The organism is Nocardia puris (assembly GCF_036051655.1).
Classification (GTDB): domain Bacteria; phylum Actinomycetota; class Actinomycetes; order Mycobacteriales; family Mycobacteriaceae; genus Nocardia; species Nocardia puris.
In genome coordinates, this window is sequence record NZ_CP107943.1 from 6866487 (window position 1) to 6881192 (window position 14706).

Below are 14706 nucleotides of genomic sequence, written 5' to 3' on the forward strand. Positions count from 1 at the left end.
CTATGCCTCCGTACACCTTGCCCGGCGCCGACATCCGGCCACGGCACGCCAAGATCATCGGCGCCTGCGCGGTGCTACTCACCTTGGCGGGCGTGCTCACGTGGCGTTACGCGCCGACACCCGAATCCCCGGACGTGATCCGGGTCGCCGTCCTCACCGAACAGGTGGGCGAGGGCGTCGAGCCCGGCACGGTCGTGCGGCTCGACGGCGTCGAGGTCGGCACGGTCGCCGAGATCACCGCGGCGGGCGCCGGACGGGAGCGAATCGCATTGGCGCTGCGCCGATCTCGGCTGTTCGGACTCACCGACAGCCTGAGCGTCGACTTCGCGCCCGGCAACCTGTTCGGCATCACGACGGTCGGGTTGGTGCCCGGCGCCGGCGGCACCGAACTCGCGGACGGCGCGGTGGTCGATCTCGGCGACCGGAACTCCGGCCGCGTCACCGACGCCACCCTGTCGGCGCTGCTGCGTTCGACGGGCCTGCTCACCGAAGACGTGCTGACGCCGCGACTGGCCGACTTGCTGAGCCGGATCTCGCGCGACCTCGGCGCGTTCACCCCGCTGCTGGAGGCGATCGGGGCGACCGTGCGCGCCTACACCGAGACCAGGCAGCTGCCGCCCTCGGTGCTGGCCGAGCGATTCGGCGCGGCGCTGGCGGGTGCGCCGCCGATGCTGACGGGCAGCCTCGACGTGCTCGAATCCGCGTACGAGAACGAGTACATGCGCCCGCCGGAGAACATCGAACGCACCCGGCGGTTCTGGGACGACATGCAGTACGAACTCCTGCCCGCCGTCACGCGGACCATGACCACCTCGGGCCGGTACTTCGCCGGCATGCTGCCGATCGTGACGATGGTGCTCGACCTGCTCTCCGCCTCGGTCGGCACGCCACAGCGCTCCGCCGATCAGCTGGGTGAACTGCTCGACCGGCTCGGCGCCGCGTTCCAGGACACGCCGTCGGGCCCGGTGCTGCGCCTCGGCGTGGAACTGGACGCCGTGCCGGGACTCGCCACTCCCCTGCTGTCGACGCTCGGCGCGCAGACGCCAGGAGGCCACCGCTGATGACGATCCGCGCCCTGCTCCTGCGCGTAGGCGCCGCCACCGTCGCGATGGCGGTGGTGCTGGCCGGTGTCCTCCAACTCATCGACCGGCCGGTCGCCGGTGAAACCGATTCGTACACAGCGCTGTTCACCGACGCGAACGGTTTGCGCACCGGCGACGACGTGCGCCTCTACGGCGTCCAGGTCGGCAAGGTCACCGACATCGGACTCGACGGCTCCCTGGCGCGCGTGCGGTTCACGGTCCTGCGCGAACACCCGGTCTACACCGACACCACGATCGCGATCAGGTTCCAGAACCTCACCGGTTTCCGCTATCTGGACATCGGGCAACCCGAGCGGCCGGGCGCCCGCCGCGACCCGGGTGAGGTGTTCGACACCGCGCGCACCGTTCCGGCGTTCGACATCACCACGCTGTTCAACGGACTCCAACCGGTGCTCGCCGAGCTGTCCACCGACGAGATCAACCAGTTCACCGCCAGCCTGCTCGCCGTGATCCAGGGCGACGGCACCGGACTGGGCCCCGCGCTCGACGCCATCGAGAAGCTGAGCCGCTACACCTCCGACCGGCAGGCGGTGCTGTCGCGGCTGGTGAGCAACCTCGCCCAGATCGCGGACCGGCTCGGCGGCAAGTCCGGCGACGCGGTCCAGATGCTGACCAACCTGACCAACCTGTTCGTGGCGATCGCCGAGAAACTGCCGGGCCTGGCGGATTTCGCCCTGGCCATCCCGCCCGTGATCCAGCCGATCCGCCACCTGCTCGACGTCCTCGGCATCACCGGTGACGCAGGGTCCGATCTGGATGCCTTGCTGCGCAACGCTTTTCCCGATCCCGAGGTGGCGACGGCCGTGTTCGCTCGGCTGCCCGGCCTGATCCAGACCATGGCCTCGCTCGTCCCCGCCGCCATGAGCGAGCCGATCACCTGCGCCGGCGGCGTGGCCGTCGCGCCCGAGCCGCTGCGCGTTCTCCTCACCGGACAGGGGGTCACACTGTGCCGAGGCTGACAGCTCGACTCCGCCGCGCTCGCCCACACGATTCGCGCACTGACGATCTGCGGTGGGGCCTGGCCGGCCTCGTCGCCACCGCGCTGCTCACGGCGGCGATCGGGCTGGTCCACCTGACCGGCACCACGGCGGAAAACGTCTACACCGCGGAGCTGGCGCAGGCGGGCGCCCTGCGCACCGGTGACGACATCCGCCTCGCGGGCGTCCCCGTCGGGCGCGTCGAATCGCTCACGCTGCTGGCCGACCGCGTGCGGATGACCTTCGCGGTCCGCGACGACGTATTCCTCGGCGATCAGACGATTCTCGATATCCGCATGCTCACCATCGTCGGCGGCTACTACGTCGCGGTGCAGCCCGCGGGCACCGCGCCGCTCGGGTCGCAGGTCATCCCCCGGGACCGAGTCCTGTTGCCCTACAACCTGACCCAGCTCTTCCGCGACGCCGTGGCGCCCGTCGAGGAGATCGACGGCGATCTCGTCCGGCGGAATCTGGCCGCCCTGTCCGACTCGGTGCACGACAGCCCCGAAGCCGTCCGGGCGGCGCTGCGGGCAGCCGAAGACCTGGTCGGGATCATGAACAAGCAGAACTCCGATATCTCGCGCGCGCTCGACATGGCCGACGAGTACCTGACCGCGATCAACGGCAGTTCCGATGTGCTGGTGCGACTGGTGCATCAGCTGCGGACGCTGGAGACGATCGTGTTCACCCACAAGGCGAGCATCGCCCAGGCGCTCGGCGACGTCGCCGATGTGCTGCGCAAGGTGTCGCCCCTGGGCCGGGCGTGGGACGCCTCGATCAGAGACCGCGCCGCGCCGCTGGCCGAGGCGGTGCCGAAGCTGGAGGAGCTGGGTACCCAACTCGGCGCCCTGCTCGACGCGCTGCGCGCCCTGCAGAATCGCTTGCTGCCGTTGCTGTCTCAGGACGGCGGGGTGACGGTCGACCAGTCCGCCGTGACCGTGTTGCCGGAGCGGATCTGCGTCCCGGTGCCGGGAGGGGGTTGCTGATGGGCGGCCGGACCGCACTGCATCGCGCGCTCGGCTCGCGCGGACTCATGTCCGTCGCGGTGGTCGTCACGCTCGTCCTCGCCGGCGGCGCCGTGCTCCAGCTGAGCAGACCAGCACCCGACACCCGGTCCTACTGCGCCGAGATGCCCGACAGCATCGGGCTGCGCGAAGGCAGCGCGGTAACCGTGATGGGCATCCGGGTGGGCGAGGTGACGGGAATCGAGCCGAACGGGCGGTGGGCGCGCGTGCGTTTCACCGTCCGCGAGGACCGGACCCTGCCCGAGAATGTGGGCGCGGTGACGGTCAGCGACACCCTCGTCGCCGACCGGAACCTCGCCCTCGTCGGCGACGAACCCGACGGTCCCGGTTGGGACCCCGGCCAATGCATCACCAATACCCTCACACCCCAGAGCCTTTCGCGGACCTTCGACGCCCTGGCCGGGCTCGCCGACGAACTGAACGGCGCGCACGATCCCGCGCGCCGCGGCGATCTCGGAGCCGGACTGACCGCGCTGGACCAGGCCACCGCCGACTCCGCCGAGCGCATCAATACCGTCATCCGCGAACTCGGGCGCGCGCTGTCGGCGCCGGACGCCGCGATCGGCCACCTCGGGGCCCTGATCGACGCGCTCACCGAACTCACCGGGCGGGCCCGATCCGGGTGGGACACCGTGGAGACCATGGTCACCGAGCTGCCGCGGACCTTCAACGACATCGTCGTCATCGCGTTCCCGCCCATCATCGAGATCGTCACCTATCTGGCGCAGGTGCTGCCGCAGCTCAACGACGTCGTCATGATGTTCGGCACCCCGGCGGTGCGCGCACTCGACGCGATGACGGATCTGCCCGCGATGCTGGCCTCGGGCGTGGGTTCGCTCTCGGAGGTGATCCGCATGACGCCCGCGATCGCGTCGGGGTTCGCCCAAGCGCTCGATCCCGCGACGGGCCGCCCCACCATTCGGTACGCCGCACCCGGTCTCGCGGTGCCGCCACAGGACGCGCCGCACGTCTGCCCGGCACTCGAAGCGCTTATGGGACAACGATGTACGGTGCGCGAGGACGGCGCGGTGACGATCCCCGCGCTGCCCCTGCTGCTCGCGACGGTGAGTGCGCGATGAACCCGTTCCTGCGCGCGACACTCGCCGCCACCGCCGTGGTGTGCGCGGTCGCGGGCTGCGGTGTGCGGGTGACCGAACTTCCGGTGCCGGGTTACGGCGTCAGCGGGCCGACCTACACCCTGCACATCGAGTTCGCCAGCGTCCTGAATCTTCCGCAGGGGGCGAAGGTGATCTCCGACGGCGTCCGGGTCGGTGAACTGACCGGCGTGCGCGTGGCCGGGGACGGCGCGTCGACCGGACATGTCGTGGCCGAGGTCGCGATCATGGATTCGGTCCGCTTGCCGGTGGGCACCACCGCCGAACTGCGGCAGGAGACTCCGCTCGGCGATGTGCACATCGCCCTCGCCGAGCCGGCCACCGCCGCGGCGACCGTCCTGGCTCCCGGCTCGACCATCCCGCTGTCGGACACCACCCGGTCCGCGACGATCGAGGACATCCTGGCGGCGCTGTCGGTCTTCGTCGGCAGCGGTGCGATCACCGACATCCAGGGCATCCTCCGCACGATGAACACCGTGCTGCCGGAGGATCCGCGCGACACCGCCCGGATCGCCGGCACGCTCGGCGCCGACCTCACCGACCTCGCCGACCACATGGATGCGGTCGACGCCCTTCTCGACGGGCTGCGATCCACCCTCGAGGACGGCGTGATCGCCAACGCCCCGGTGCTGGAGGAACTGCTCACCCCGTACGGCGTGCGGCAGACCACGGACGTGATCAACGCCCAGATCGGCGTGATCTTCGTGCTCACCGCGCTCGGGCCGGTCGCGCCGAGCACGCTCTGGGTCGCACCGCTGCTGCGCTCCCTCGACGACACCGCGACGGCGGTGGTGCCGATGCTGTTCGGGGCGCGCCCGCTCGACACCGGTTCGCCGTCGAACGTCAAGAAGCTGGTGGAACTCATTCACACGCAAGTCATTCCGTTCGTCGAGCGCGGACCGAAGGTCGACATCACCGAGTTCTCCGTCGGCGAGAACGCGGATCGCGACGAGCAGACCCGCCGCGTCATCGACCTCCTGCGCATGATCGGAGCGGTCCGGTGAACGCGCGGGCGGCGGTGTCGCTGACGGCGATCGCGGCCGTGCTGGTGTTCGGTGTCGCCTACATGACGCTCGGCGTCCTCGATATCGACCCGCGGCGCTCCTACCTCACCGTCGAGCTACACCTGGACAATTCCGCCGGGCTCGGCGCGAACGCGCCGGTGCTCGTGAACGGCGTGCGGGTCGGTCGCGCGGAATCGGTACGCACCCAGGCCGACGGCGTGCTCGTCCGCCTCGCGATCGACGACCGCTACCGCATCCCGGTGACCAGCGATGTGCGGATCGAGCAGTTGTCCGCGCTCGGCGAGCCCTACATCGGCTTCGAGCCCCACGACGACGCGGGCCCGTACCTGACGGACGGTCAGGTGGTCCCCGCCGAACGGGTGCACACGCCGATGACGATCACGGCCCTGTCCGCGCGCCTGGTCGAGCTGCTCGACCAGATCCACCCCGAGGTGATGGCGCGCCTGGTGGACACGTTCGACCGCGCCCTGGACGGCACCGATGCCGCGATGCGGACATTGCAGCGCTCGACCACGCTGCTCGCGGCCACCCTGCTGAGCCGGACCGACTACATCCGGCAGCTCTTCGGCGACGTGCAGTTCCTCGGCGGCGACATCGACTGGATGGGGCCCTCGCTCACCGCCGCGGGACCGCTGTTCGGCGAGTTCGGCATCACCCTCAACGCGATCGTGGAATCCAGTGCCGGGCTCATCGACAGCCGTCCCACCGAGCAGTACTTCACCGGCGACGGCCTGCTTCCCCTGCTGAACGAAGTCGAGGCCCTGGTGGGCGAGATCGGACCCGATCTCGCGCCGCTCGGCCCGATGCTGCAACCGGTGGTCGCCGACGCCGTCGGGCGGGCGCCCCGCCTCGACCTCAGCGCCCTGATCGAGCAGGCCCTGCACGGCGTCGGCGAGGACGGCACCGTGCACTTCCGGATCCAGCCGAAGTAGGACCGCGCGCGAAAGGACTTGTCATGCCTGAAGATATCGCCCGCCCGACAGGTGCCGCACCTTCCCGAACGCTCTCGGTGCGGTGGTCGACCCTGGTGACGAGCGCCGCGCTCGCGACCCTGCTGATCGCCACAGTGGTTCTCGCCGTGCTGTATTCGTCGGCCCGATCCGATCTCGCCGACCGCGACCGCCGCGAGGCCGACGCCCGCCGTGCCGAACAGATCGCCACCGACTACGCGGTCGGCGCGTCGACCATCGACTACCGCGACGCCCGAGCGTGGTTCGACCGCCTCGAATCCGGCACCACACCGGAACTCGCCGCGAAATTCGACGCCACCGCCACCCAACTCGAACAGGTCCTCCTCCCCCTGCAATGGACCTCCACCGCAAACCCCCTGTCCGCCACCGTGATCTCCGAGTCCGACGGCCGCTACAAGGTGAACGCTTATCTCACCGTGAGCTCCACCAGCGTCCAGAACCCCGAGGGCGCACAGACAACCGTCACGTACTCCCTGACGATCGACCGCAACGCCGACTGGAAGATCTCCGAAGTGGGCGGATTGCAGAACGCCATCGCCGTCCGGTAGGTGGTGTCGGGTACCCGGGCCGGGTCCGTCGATCTCGGCCCAGTTCCGGTCGCAGCCCCCGGGCCGGTGGGCGAAAGCGGTCCCGAACACCTCCGCGAAAGCACGGGCCGTTGTCCGACACCACCGCGATCGAGTCGGCGACCGATTGAGTCACCGGTCTTCGTCGGTGAAGCGGATGACGCCGCGAATGTTCTTGCCCTCCAGCATGTCCCGGTATCCCTCGTTGATCTGTTCGAGGCGGTAGCGGCGGGTGACCATGTCGTCGAGGTTGAGCTTGCCCGCCTTGTAGACGGAGAGGAGGTGCGGGATGTCGTAGTGGGGATTGCCGCCGCCGAAGATGGCGCCTTGCAGGTTCTTCTGCAACAAGGTGAGCATGGCCAGGTTCAGGGTGGCCTTGTTGTCGGTGAGGCTGCCCATCGCGGTGAGCACACAGGTCCCGGCTTTGGCGGTGATGCCCATCCAGGCGTCCACGTCCTCGCCGTGCACCTCGCCGACGGTGACGATCACCTTCTTCGCCATCCCGCCCGCGGTGATCTCGGCCGCGGCGGCCGTGGCCTCCTCGACCGTGGCATAGGCGTGGGTGGCGCCGAACTTCAACGCCTGCTCGCGCTTCCACGGCACCGGATCGACCACGAACACGTAGCGCGCGCCCGCGTTGACCGCGCCTTGCAACGCCGAGATCCCCACACCGCCCGCCCCGATCACCGCGACATCCTCGCCCGGCCGCACGTCGGCGATCCGCGTCGCCGAGCCGTAGCCGGTGGTCACACCGCACCCGACCAGGCACGCCACCTCGAACGGAATCGAGGGGTCGATCTTCACCACCGAGCTCTCGTGCACCACCATGTACGGCGCGAACGTCCCGAGCAGCGTCATGGGAAAGACGTTCTGCCCCTTGGCCCGGACGCGAAACGACCCGTCGGTCACCGACGTGCCCGCGAGCAACAGCGCACCCAGATCACACAGATTGCGCAGACCCGCCTGGCACGACGGGCACTTCCCGCACGACGGGATGAACGACAGCACGACGTGATCGCCGACCGCCAGATCCTCGACGCCCTCGCCGATTTCGACGACGATGCCCGCGCCCTCGTGCCCGCCCAGCACCGGGAAGCCCGCCATCGGAATGCCGCCCGTCACCAAGTGGTGATCGGAGTGGCACATCCCCGCGGCTTCCACTTGGATCTTCACTTCGTGCTTGCGCGGGTCGCCGATCTCGATCTCCTCGACCGACCACGGCCGGTCGAACTCCCACAGCAGCGCGCCCTTCGTTCTCATGAAAACCCCTCTCCCCGTGCCGCGTTCGGTCCGGCGTACAGCTGCCTGCCGAACGTCGGCGGCAGGTCCAAAGTCGTCCTGATGCCCGGTCGCGCGGCGACCACGGCGGGGATGGCGTTGACGATCCGCCCGGCCGCCGCGAGGATCGCCGCGTAGTTGTGGTCCCCGTGCCCGCTGGTCGGACAGATGTCGACGCGATAGGAAGGCTCCCCGACGATTTCGACACCGTAGGAGCCGCCGGGCTGGGCGGGTTGCGGCCAATCCGGGCGCAGATCGCCCCGGAGCCGGGTGGTGTGGTCGATGACGATCACGGGGGTGTCGCCCACCATGCCGCGGATCTCGAAGCGCACGGCGGCCATCCCACCCTTGGCGATATGCCCCACCGCCACATCGAAACCCTCGGGGGCGGGCTCTCTTTCGTGCCATTCCTCGATCCGGTCCACCGGGATGTCCAAACCCGCGGCGAGCTGCCGGATCGCCGTCCCCCACGCGGCCGCCAGAACCCCGGGCTGGAACAGCAGCGGGACCTCCTCGACGGGTTTGCCGAAACCCATCACGTCGAACATCACCGTCGACCCGTCGTAGGTGGCGTAGTCGGCGATCTCCACGCACCGGACGCGCTCGATCCGCTGGCAGGTACCCGAAAGCACCAGGGGGATCAGGTCGTTCACGAATCCCGGGTCGACCCCGGTGACGAAGATGCTCGCGCCGCCCCGACGGCAGGCCTCCTCGACGCGCGCGATGTACTTGTCCGGTATGACCTGCCAGGGGTACTGCAGCATCCCGGGCGCCGAGCCCACCACGTTGATCCCGGCGGCGACCAGGCGCAGGCAGTCGGCGAACGCCTCGGCCGGGCGGGTGTCGCCCATGGCGCAGTAGACGGCGCAGTCGGGCCGCAGGGCGATCAGCTCGTCCAGGCTGTCCGTGGCCGTGATCCCGGTGGTCACGTCCAGCCCGGCCAGCTCGCCCGCGTCCTTGCCCACCTTCTCGGGGTTCGATACGCACACACCGGCCAGGGCGAATCGCGGATTGGTGATCACTCCGGCCAGAGCGGGCCGGCCGACATTTCCCGTGCCGATGTGGACGACGCGAATCGTCATCGATGTACTCCTCGTGGTCGCCGCGGCGCGAGGCCCCGGGGCCGACGGCGCGGCAGTCCCGTCGGCGCCATCGACTACTGACCAGACTAGTGTCTAGAACATGTTCCAGTCCAGCCTTTTCCGTGCTAGCGTGAGCCGCCATGGGACGTGTTGACAACAAAGTCGCGATCATCAGCGGCGGCGCCCGCGGCATGGGCGCCGCGCACGCGAGACTGCTCGTATCCGAGGGCGCGAAAGTCGTCGTCGGCGATATCCTCGACGACGAGGGACGGAAAGTGGCCGCCGAACTCGGCGACGCCGCCCGCTATGTCCACCTGGACGTCACCGAGCCCGAGGACTGGACGGCGGCCGTGGCGACCGCCGTCGGGGAATTCGGCGCGCTGAACGTTCTGGTCAACAATGCCGGCATCATCAACGGCAGCTCACTCCAGAATTTCGATATCAATCGGTGGCGCCGGATCATCGACGTGAATCTGACGGGCACCTTCCTGGGCATGCGCGCCGCCGTGGCGCCGATGATCGAGGCGCGCGGCGGCTCCATCATCAACGTGTCCTCGATCGAGGGCTTGCGCGGCGCGCCGTGGGCGCACGGCTACGTGGCCTCGAAATGGGGTGTGCGCGGTCTGGCCAAGTCGGCGGCGCTCGAACTGGCGCCCCACAACATCCGGGTGAACTCGCTGCACCCCGGCCTGATCAGGACACCGATGACCGAGGCCATCCCCGACGATCTGGTCACCATTCCGCTCGGGCGCCCGGCCACGGCGGAGGAGGTGTCGACCTTCGTGTTGTTCCTGGCCAGCGACGAGTCGTCCTACGCCACCGGCGCGGAGTTCGTCGTGGACGGCGGACTGGTCGCCGCGGTGCCGCACAAGACGCCGTAGAAGACCGGGATGTCCCCCGGCACGGCCGATGGACATCCGGTCACGAATCTCTACGCGGTGCGCACCGACATCGGCAGCTCGGCGAATCCCCGCACGTTGACCGAATGCACCCGCTGTGCCGACGACACGTCGATCTCGTAGCCCTTGATCGACGAAACGATCTCGGCGAGCGCGATATTCGACTCCAGCCGGGCGAGGTGGGCACCCAGGCAGAAATGCACACCGAGCCCGAAACTCATGAGCGTCTGCGCGCTGTCGCGTCCGATCCGATACTCCGCGGCGTCCTCGAACACGTCCTCGTCCCGATTCGCGGAACCCACCAGCAGCAGCACCCGGTCGCCCTCGGGAATGGTGTGCCCGCCGAATTCGACATCGGCGGCGACCCGGCGCAACAGCATCTGCGTCGAATTGTCGTAGCGCAGCGTCTCTTCGGTCCACTCCGGCACGACACCCGGGTCGGCGAACGGCTTGGCGAGCTCGTCCGGGAAACGCCGACCCCAATACATCGCGTTGCCCAGCAATTTGGTGGTCGTCTCATTGCCCGCCACCACCATGAGGACCATGAATCCGATGATCTCCTCGTCGGAGAGCTTCGTGGTGCCGCCGTCACCGTCGGGGATCTCGGCCCCGATCAACACCGAGACCATATCGTCGCCCGGATTCTTGCGGCGACCGGCGAGCAATTCCTGGTAATAGCGCACCAATTCGACATAGGCGTAGATCGCCGCCTCCGGCACGTCGAGCACGCCCTCCTCGCGGTGCAGCAGCAGATCGGACTGCTCGCGCAGGTGGGTGCGGTCGGACTCGGGCACTCCCAGCAGCTCCGAGACCACGTCCATGGGCAGCAGGCCGGCGAAATCCCGGATGAAGTCGAACTCCTTCAGCTCGAGGCAGCGCAGCCAGTGCTGCCGCGTGAGCGCGGTGATCCGGTCGGACAGTTCCATCACGCGGCGCGGCGTGAAGCCTTTGGAGACCAGCTTGCGGATCCGCGCGTGCTTGGGGTCGTCCATGGCCAGGAACGACATCGCCTTGTGCGCGTCCGGGCTGTAGGACGTGGGGTCCAGCGACACACCCCACCCGTTCGAGAGCCGGGCGCTGTCGCGCAACGCCGCCCGCACGTCGGCGTGCCGTGACAGCGCCCAGAAATCCCTGGTCGCGTTGTGGTACACCGGCGCCTCGGCGCGCAGCCGCGCGTAGGTGGGGTACGGATCCTCGTGGAACAGATAGTCGTAAGGGTCGAACGGTATCCGCGTCTCCATACCCACATTCACAGCGCACTCCCTCGGCAGAATCCGTCACGACGCCCAGCGCCATCCGCGGCGCGCGAAACACAGCGAACAGGCGCGACGGACAGGCGATCGCCTTCCCCCACCACGCCATTACTCAACAGAACTACAGTCACGCCTCGCTCCTCAGACGACCGTGAGCGGCAAGGGAATTCCCCGATCCGCGAAGGCGAAGTGTGCGCCGGTGCTGATCCGGGTCAGGGCGACCTCGGTCGCCTCGGGGGCGGGCGCGTCGCCACGCACGACCTGCACGGCCAGTTCGTCGGCCGTGGCGGCGAGCACCTGGCACCCGTAGTAGGGGCTCACGCCGCGCACGAGGGTGTCGAGCGGGGTGAGGTCCTCCGGGGTGACCAGCGCGGGCCACACGCCGTCGGCCACGCCGCCGCAGCGCCGGTCCAGGATCAAGGTGAGCCCGTCGGCGGTCACGTCGATCCCGGCGCCGACGTACTGCGGTGGATTCAACGCCGGGTGCAGGTTCAAAACCGTTGCCAGCGAGGCGAAATCGTCGGAGAGGCCCAGCACCGCGCGAAGACGCTCGGAGGTCACCCCGGCCACACCGGCGAACTGCTTGCGGCCGATCTCCTGCGCGCGCTCCGCGTCGACGCGTTCACGGACGGCGATCAGGAATCCCAGCGCCAGCAGATGCTGTTGCAGGCACACCTCCTCGGCGATCCGGATCAGCGCGGAGCGCGAGAAGTCCGCGAACCGGATGTCGCTCAGCAGCGGCCCCGAATAATCCGACGCCCCTTCGTCGGCCGGGTCGATGGGCGACAGCCGCACCGACGCCGCGACCGAGGCCTCCACGAGACCGGCGTTACGCGGGACGGGCGGCGGCTCGTGCGCGGGATCGATCGTCACCCGCCACGCGCACACCGGCTTGCGGTCGGCCGGTGCGCGGGGCGGCCGGTGAATGGGCCGCACCTGGGCGTGCGCGTTCGTCGCCAGCGCGGTCGCGTCGAAGGTGGGGTCCTCGATGTCGTGGCACATGGCGCGCACGTACTCGGGGCCCAGCGGCTCGACATCGGCCAGCGCGCCGCAATGGTCCAGCCAGAATTCGCCGTGGTCGCGATCGTCGACCCGGAAGCGGAAATCGAGGAATTGCGGCGGTGCGCCGATGTCGAGTTGCAGTCCCTTGAAGATCGTTTCGACGCTGTCGCCGCGATAGCCGAGCGCGTCCTGCATCCGGCGCGTGTAGACGGGGCTCGAGACCTGCCATTCCTCGATCGCCACCTGGGTCATGCCCTCGCGGCCGAACGCGCCGATCGTGTGGGGCATGCCGGACCGGTCGATCAGGTGCCCGCACAGCAGCAATTCCGGTACGAGCGCCGCCAATTCCGCCCGGCTCAGTGTCTCGAACGACCGGCGTTCCTCGCTGCTCACCACAGCGGCACCGGGGCCTTGCCGATCGGGTACCAGCCCGGCAGCGGCTGATGCTTGGTGGCCTTCTCGATCCGGGCGAGCATTCCCGGGGTCATGGCGTTATTCGTGATCATCTCGAGGAACAGGCTCGAGACGTTGCCGTAGTCGAAGAAGTCCCGCTGCCAGCTCCACTGGAAGTCGCCACCGTAGCGGAACCAGCTGCCGCCGATTCCGTCCACCGCGTAGGGGGTGCCGTCGGGCCGGGTGCCGTCGAAGATCTGTTTCCAGAAGCCCACCACGTCGCCGGACTTCTCATCGATCACGATGTGCTGGTACGGATACCTCCAGCCCTCGAGCCCGTCCATTTCCTGACCCACCGCGATATCGCGGATCTCGTCGCGGCCGACCGCCATGAACTCGTGGTCGGGGCCGTAATTCCATCCGTATGTCGCGTCCTCGGTGTACATCTCGGCCAGCGCGCGCCAATCGCCCAGCGCCTCGCAGCGCTTGTTCTCCGCCAGCCAGCGTTCGACCATTTCTTCCAGCTCGTCCCGCGAGAAACCGGCCACCATCATTCTCCTTCGTCATCGGACGCGCCGTCGTCCACGATCGACAGCGCACGCGTCGGGCAGTAGGTCACCGCGTCGCCGACCGCGTCGCGCTGATCGCTCGCGGGGTGGTCGACGAGGACTTCGACCTTGCCGCGCTTGGGCACGGTGAACACGTCCGGCGCTTCCGCCTGACACACCGCGTGCCCCTGGCACAGGTCGAGATCAACGATGATTCGCATCGCGCACCTCACCGCCCACCTTTCCCACGATCGTCACGGTGCCCGCCGGGCGAACACACGCCGCCCCGGCCGGGCGCAGCGCTCGTTCACCAGCTCGTATCCCGCTCGGTGTCGGCTCGGCTCTCGCGTCCCCCTCGGGACCGGAAAGCCGTTGAGACATTCGGCTGGACATGTGTCCGGACACTACCACCGGAGGTGTCGTCCGGCAACAGCCGATTCCCGCGCGCCGACGGTCGAACATCAGCCCACGGCACGCGGATTCGAGCGAGTACCGGCCGTAGGCGTGACGGTCCCGGTCCGCACTCGACACCGGTGCAGTCCACGAGGGCGGGGCTTCGAAGCACGCAACCGACCCCGCTGTCCCGGGCACCGGCGCGGCACGCTGGCTTCGGTCGACGACAGGGAGTCCGTTGCTGTCAGCGAATGGCCAGCACGAAGATGATCGGCAGGGCGACAACACTTTTCACGAATGCACAGCCACGGCGAACTCTTCGATGATCCGCGCCAGCGCGCGCGGGGCGAAATCGTTGGCGTTGTGCGCTTGGCCGGCCAGGACGACCTTGCGGGCGTTCGGCATGACCGCGAGCAGCGCGTCGATCCGCTCGCCGAGGTGGGCGGGGCTGCGCTGCCCGCCGAGCAGTACCGTCGGCAGGTCGATGGTGGCGTAGGTGTCCAGCCGCCGGCCGAGCTGGTCGAGCGCGCGCAGGTCATCGATCTGACGGGGCACCCACGCGCGCAGTCTCGGCGTCGCGGTCACCACGACACGGAACAGCAAGGCCGCGGCGAGGCTCGCCCCGAACAGGTCCCGTTCGAAGATCGCGACGGCCTTGCCCGGCTTGCCCGCGTCGACCGCGGCCCGCGCGGTGCGCAGCGCGGACTGGTCGAACGGTTCATCGACCGTCACCGGGGGTTCGTAGGCGAGCAGACCGGCGAAGGAACGCGGCGCCGCGGCGGCGGCCTCCAGGGCGACGACGGCACCCGAGGAATGCCCCACCAGCAGCGGCGGCTCGTCGAGCCCGGCCGCGAGCGCCAGGATGTCGTCGGCTTCCTCGGTGAGGGTCGCCGGTGGTGTGAGGTCGAGGCGATACCGGCGGCGGTGCGGCCGGAGCACCCGGAAGCGCGGCGTCAACCGCGCGGCCACTCGGGTCCAGGCCGAGCCGTCGTCCATGCCGCCGTGCACGATCAGGATCGGCGGGCCGCTGCCCTCATCGATGGTGCGCAGGTCCATGCCCACGACTATCGGGCGCG

General features: G+C 69.2%; 15 protein-coding genes. 8 read left to right on the top strand and 7 right to left on the bottom strand.

The window, feature by feature from the left end; genetic code table 11:
* Window positions 1-2: 2 nt before the first annotated feature.
* Genes OHB21_RS31900 through OHB21_RS31930 form a run of 7 tightly spaced genes read left to right on the top strand, consistent with a single transcriptional unit; the run spans window position 3 to window position 6764 of the window.
* Window positions 3-1061: an MlaD family protein gene (locus OHB21_RS31900; RefSeq protein WP_195124430.1), complete on the top strand. Its 1059-nt coding sequence runs from the start codon at window positions 3-5 to the stop codon at window positions 1059-1061.
* Window positions 1061-2062, top strand: a complete 1002-nt coding sequence (locus OHB21_RS31905; protein WP_067510941.1) for an MlaD family protein — start codon at window positions 1061-1063, stop codon at window positions 2060-2062. The genes OHB21_RS31900 and OHB21_RS31905 overlap by 1 nt, the downstream gene beginning before the upstream one ends.
* The gene (locus OHB21_RS31910) at window positions 2050-3066 is read left to right on the top strand and encodes an MlaD family protein (RefSeq protein ID WP_195124431.1); all 1017 of its coding nucleotides are present in this window, start codon (window positions 2050-2052) and stop codon (window positions 3064-3066) included. The genes OHB21_RS31905 and OHB21_RS31910 overlap by 13 nt, the downstream gene beginning before the upstream one ends.
* Entirely contained in the window at window positions 3066-4184 is a 1119-nt protein-coding gene (locus OHB21_RS31915) for an MlaD family protein (protein ID WP_195124432.1), read from the top strand. Before OHB21_RS31910 ends, OHB21_RS31915 begins: the two co-directional genes overlap by 1 nt.
* Entirely contained in the window at window positions 4181-5224 is a 1044-nt protein-coding gene (locus OHB21_RS31920) for an MlaD family protein (RefSeq protein WP_067510939.1), read from the top strand. The genes OHB21_RS31915 and OHB21_RS31920 overlap by 4 nt, the downstream gene beginning before the upstream one ends.
* Window positions 5221-6177: an MlaD family protein gene (locus OHB21_RS31925; protein WP_195124433.1), complete on the top strand. Its 957-nt coding sequence runs from the start codon at window positions 5221-5223 to the stop codon at window positions 6175-6177. The genes OHB21_RS31920 and OHB21_RS31925 overlap by 4 nt, the downstream gene beginning before the upstream one ends.
* Before the next feature lie 23 nt (window positions 6178-6200).
* The gene (locus tag OHB21_RS31930) at window positions 6201-6764 is read left to right on the top strand and encodes a hypothetical protein (RefSeq protein WP_228788469.1); all 564 of its coding nucleotides are present in this window, start codon (window positions 6201-6203) and stop codon (window positions 6762-6764) included.
* Window positions 6765-6914: 150 nt separating this feature from the next.
* Here the strand turns inward: OHB21_RS31930 and OHB21_RS31935 are convergent, their stop codons facing one another.
* Together OHB21_RS31935 and OHB21_RS31940 are read right to left on the bottom strand one after the other, a co-directional pair.
* A complete protein-coding gene (locus OHB21_RS31935) occupies window positions 6915-8042 on the bottom strand; it encodes an NDMA-dependent alcohol dehydrogenase (RefSeq protein WP_067510936.1) in 1128 nt (375 codons plus the stop codon).
* Complete coding sequence (locus tag OHB21_RS31940; protein WP_195124434.1) at window positions 8039-9142, bottom strand: NAD(P)H-dependent amine dehydrogenase family protein; 1104 nt, start codon at window positions 9140-9142, stop codon at window positions 8039-8041. Before OHB21_RS31940 ends, OHB21_RS31935 begins: the two co-directional genes overlap by 4 nt.
* A 140-nt stretch (window positions 9143-9282) precedes the next feature.
* Between OHB21_RS31940 and OHB21_RS31945 the strand changes: the two genes are divergently transcribed.
* Window positions 9283-10023 carry a glucose 1-dehydrogenase gene (locus OHB21_RS31945; RefSeq protein ID WP_067510934.1) on the top strand — a complete coding sequence of 247 codons (741 nt, stop codon included), beginning with the start codon at window positions 9283-9285 and terminating at the stop codon, window positions 10021-10023.
* Between the two features lie 50 nt (window positions 10024-10073).
* Here the strand turns inward: OHB21_RS31945 and OHB21_RS31950 are convergent, their stop codons facing one another.
* From OHB21_RS31950 to OHB21_RS31970, 5 genes are all read right to left on the bottom strand, one after another.
* Window positions 10074-11282: a cytochrome P450 gene (locus OHB21_RS31950; RefSeq protein ID WP_067510933.1), complete on the bottom strand. Its 1209-nt coding sequence runs from the start codon at window positions 11280-11282 to the stop codon at window positions 10074-10076.
* A 153-nt stretch (window positions 11283-11435) separates the two neighbouring features.
* Window positions 11436-12692: a hypothetical protein gene (locus OHB21_RS31955; RefSeq protein ID WP_195124435.1), complete on the bottom strand. Its 1257-nt coding sequence runs from the start codon at window positions 12690-12692 to the stop codon at window positions 11436-11438.
* On the bottom strand, window positions 12686-13243 hold the full coding sequence (locus tag OHB21_RS31960; RefSeq protein WP_407675056.1) for a nuclear transport factor 2 family protein: 558 nt from the start codon (window positions 13241-13243) through the stop codon (window positions 12686-12688). The genes OHB21_RS31955 and OHB21_RS31960 overlap by 7 nt, the downstream gene beginning before the upstream one ends.
* Window positions 13240-13458, bottom strand: coding sequence for a ferredoxin (locus tag OHB21_RS31965; protein ID WP_067510931.1), 219 nt, complete (start codon window positions 13456-13458; stop codon window positions 13240-13242). Before OHB21_RS31965 ends, OHB21_RS31960 begins: the two co-directional genes overlap by 4 nt.
* Window positions 13459-13921: 463 nt before the next feature.
* A complete protein-coding gene (locus OHB21_RS31970) occupies window positions 13922-14686 on the bottom strand; it encodes an alpha/beta fold hydrolase (RefSeq protein ID WP_067510930.1) in 765 nt (254 codons plus the stop codon).
* Window positions 14687-14706: the final 20 nt, after the last annotated feature.

Excerpts from the sequence above, each read along its gene's own strand:
- OHB21_RS31900 (WP_195124430.1), top strand. The coding sequence starts at position 3 with ATGCCTCCGTACACCTTGCCCGGCGCCGACATCCGGCCACGGCACGCC.
- OHB21_RS31905 (WP_067510941.1), top strand. The coding sequence starts at position 1,061 with ATGACGATCCGCGCCCTGCTCCTGCGCGTAGGCGCCGCCACCGTCGCG.
- OHB21_RS31915 (WP_195124432.1), top strand. The coding sequence starts at position 3,066 with ATGGGCGGCCGGACCGCACTGCATCGCGCGCTCGGCTCGCGCGGACTC.
- OHB21_RS31920 (WP_067510939.1), top strand. The coding sequence starts at position 4,181 with ATGAACCCGTTCCTGCGCGCGACACTCGCCGCCACCGCCGTGGTGTGC.
- OHB21_RS31930 (WP_228788469.1), top strand. The coding sequence starts at position 6,201 with ATGCCTGAAGATATCGCCCGCCCGACAGGTGCCGCACCTTCCCGAACG.
- OHB21_RS31935 (WP_067510936.1), bottom strand. The coding sequence starts at position 8,042 with ATGAGAACGAAGGGCGCGCTGCTGTGGGAGTTCGACCGGCCGTGGTCG.
- OHB21_RS31940 (WP_195124434.1), bottom strand. The coding sequence starts at position 9,142 with ATGACGATTCGCGTCGTCCACATCGGCACGGGAAATGTCGGCCGGCCC.
- OHB21_RS31945 (WP_067510934.1), top strand. The coding sequence starts at position 9,283 with ATGGGACGTGTTGACAACAAAGTCGCGATCATCAGCGGCGGCGCCCGC.
- OHB21_RS31950 (WP_067510933.1), bottom strand. The coding sequence starts at position 11,282 with ATGGAGACGCGGATACCGTTCGACCCTTACGACTATCTGTTCCACGAG.
- OHB21_RS31960 (WP_407675056.1), bottom strand. The coding sequence starts at position 13,243 with ATGATGGTGGCCGGTTTCTCGCGGGACGAGCTGGAAGAAATGGTCGAA.
- OHB21_RS31965 (WP_067510931.1), bottom strand. The coding sequence starts at position 13,458 with ATGCGAATCATCGTTGATCTCGACCTGTGCCAGGGGCACGCGGTGTGT.
- OHB21_RS31970 (WP_067510930.1), bottom strand. The coding sequence starts at position 14,686 with ATGGACCTGCGCACCATCGATGAGGGCAGCGGCCCGCCGATCCTGATC.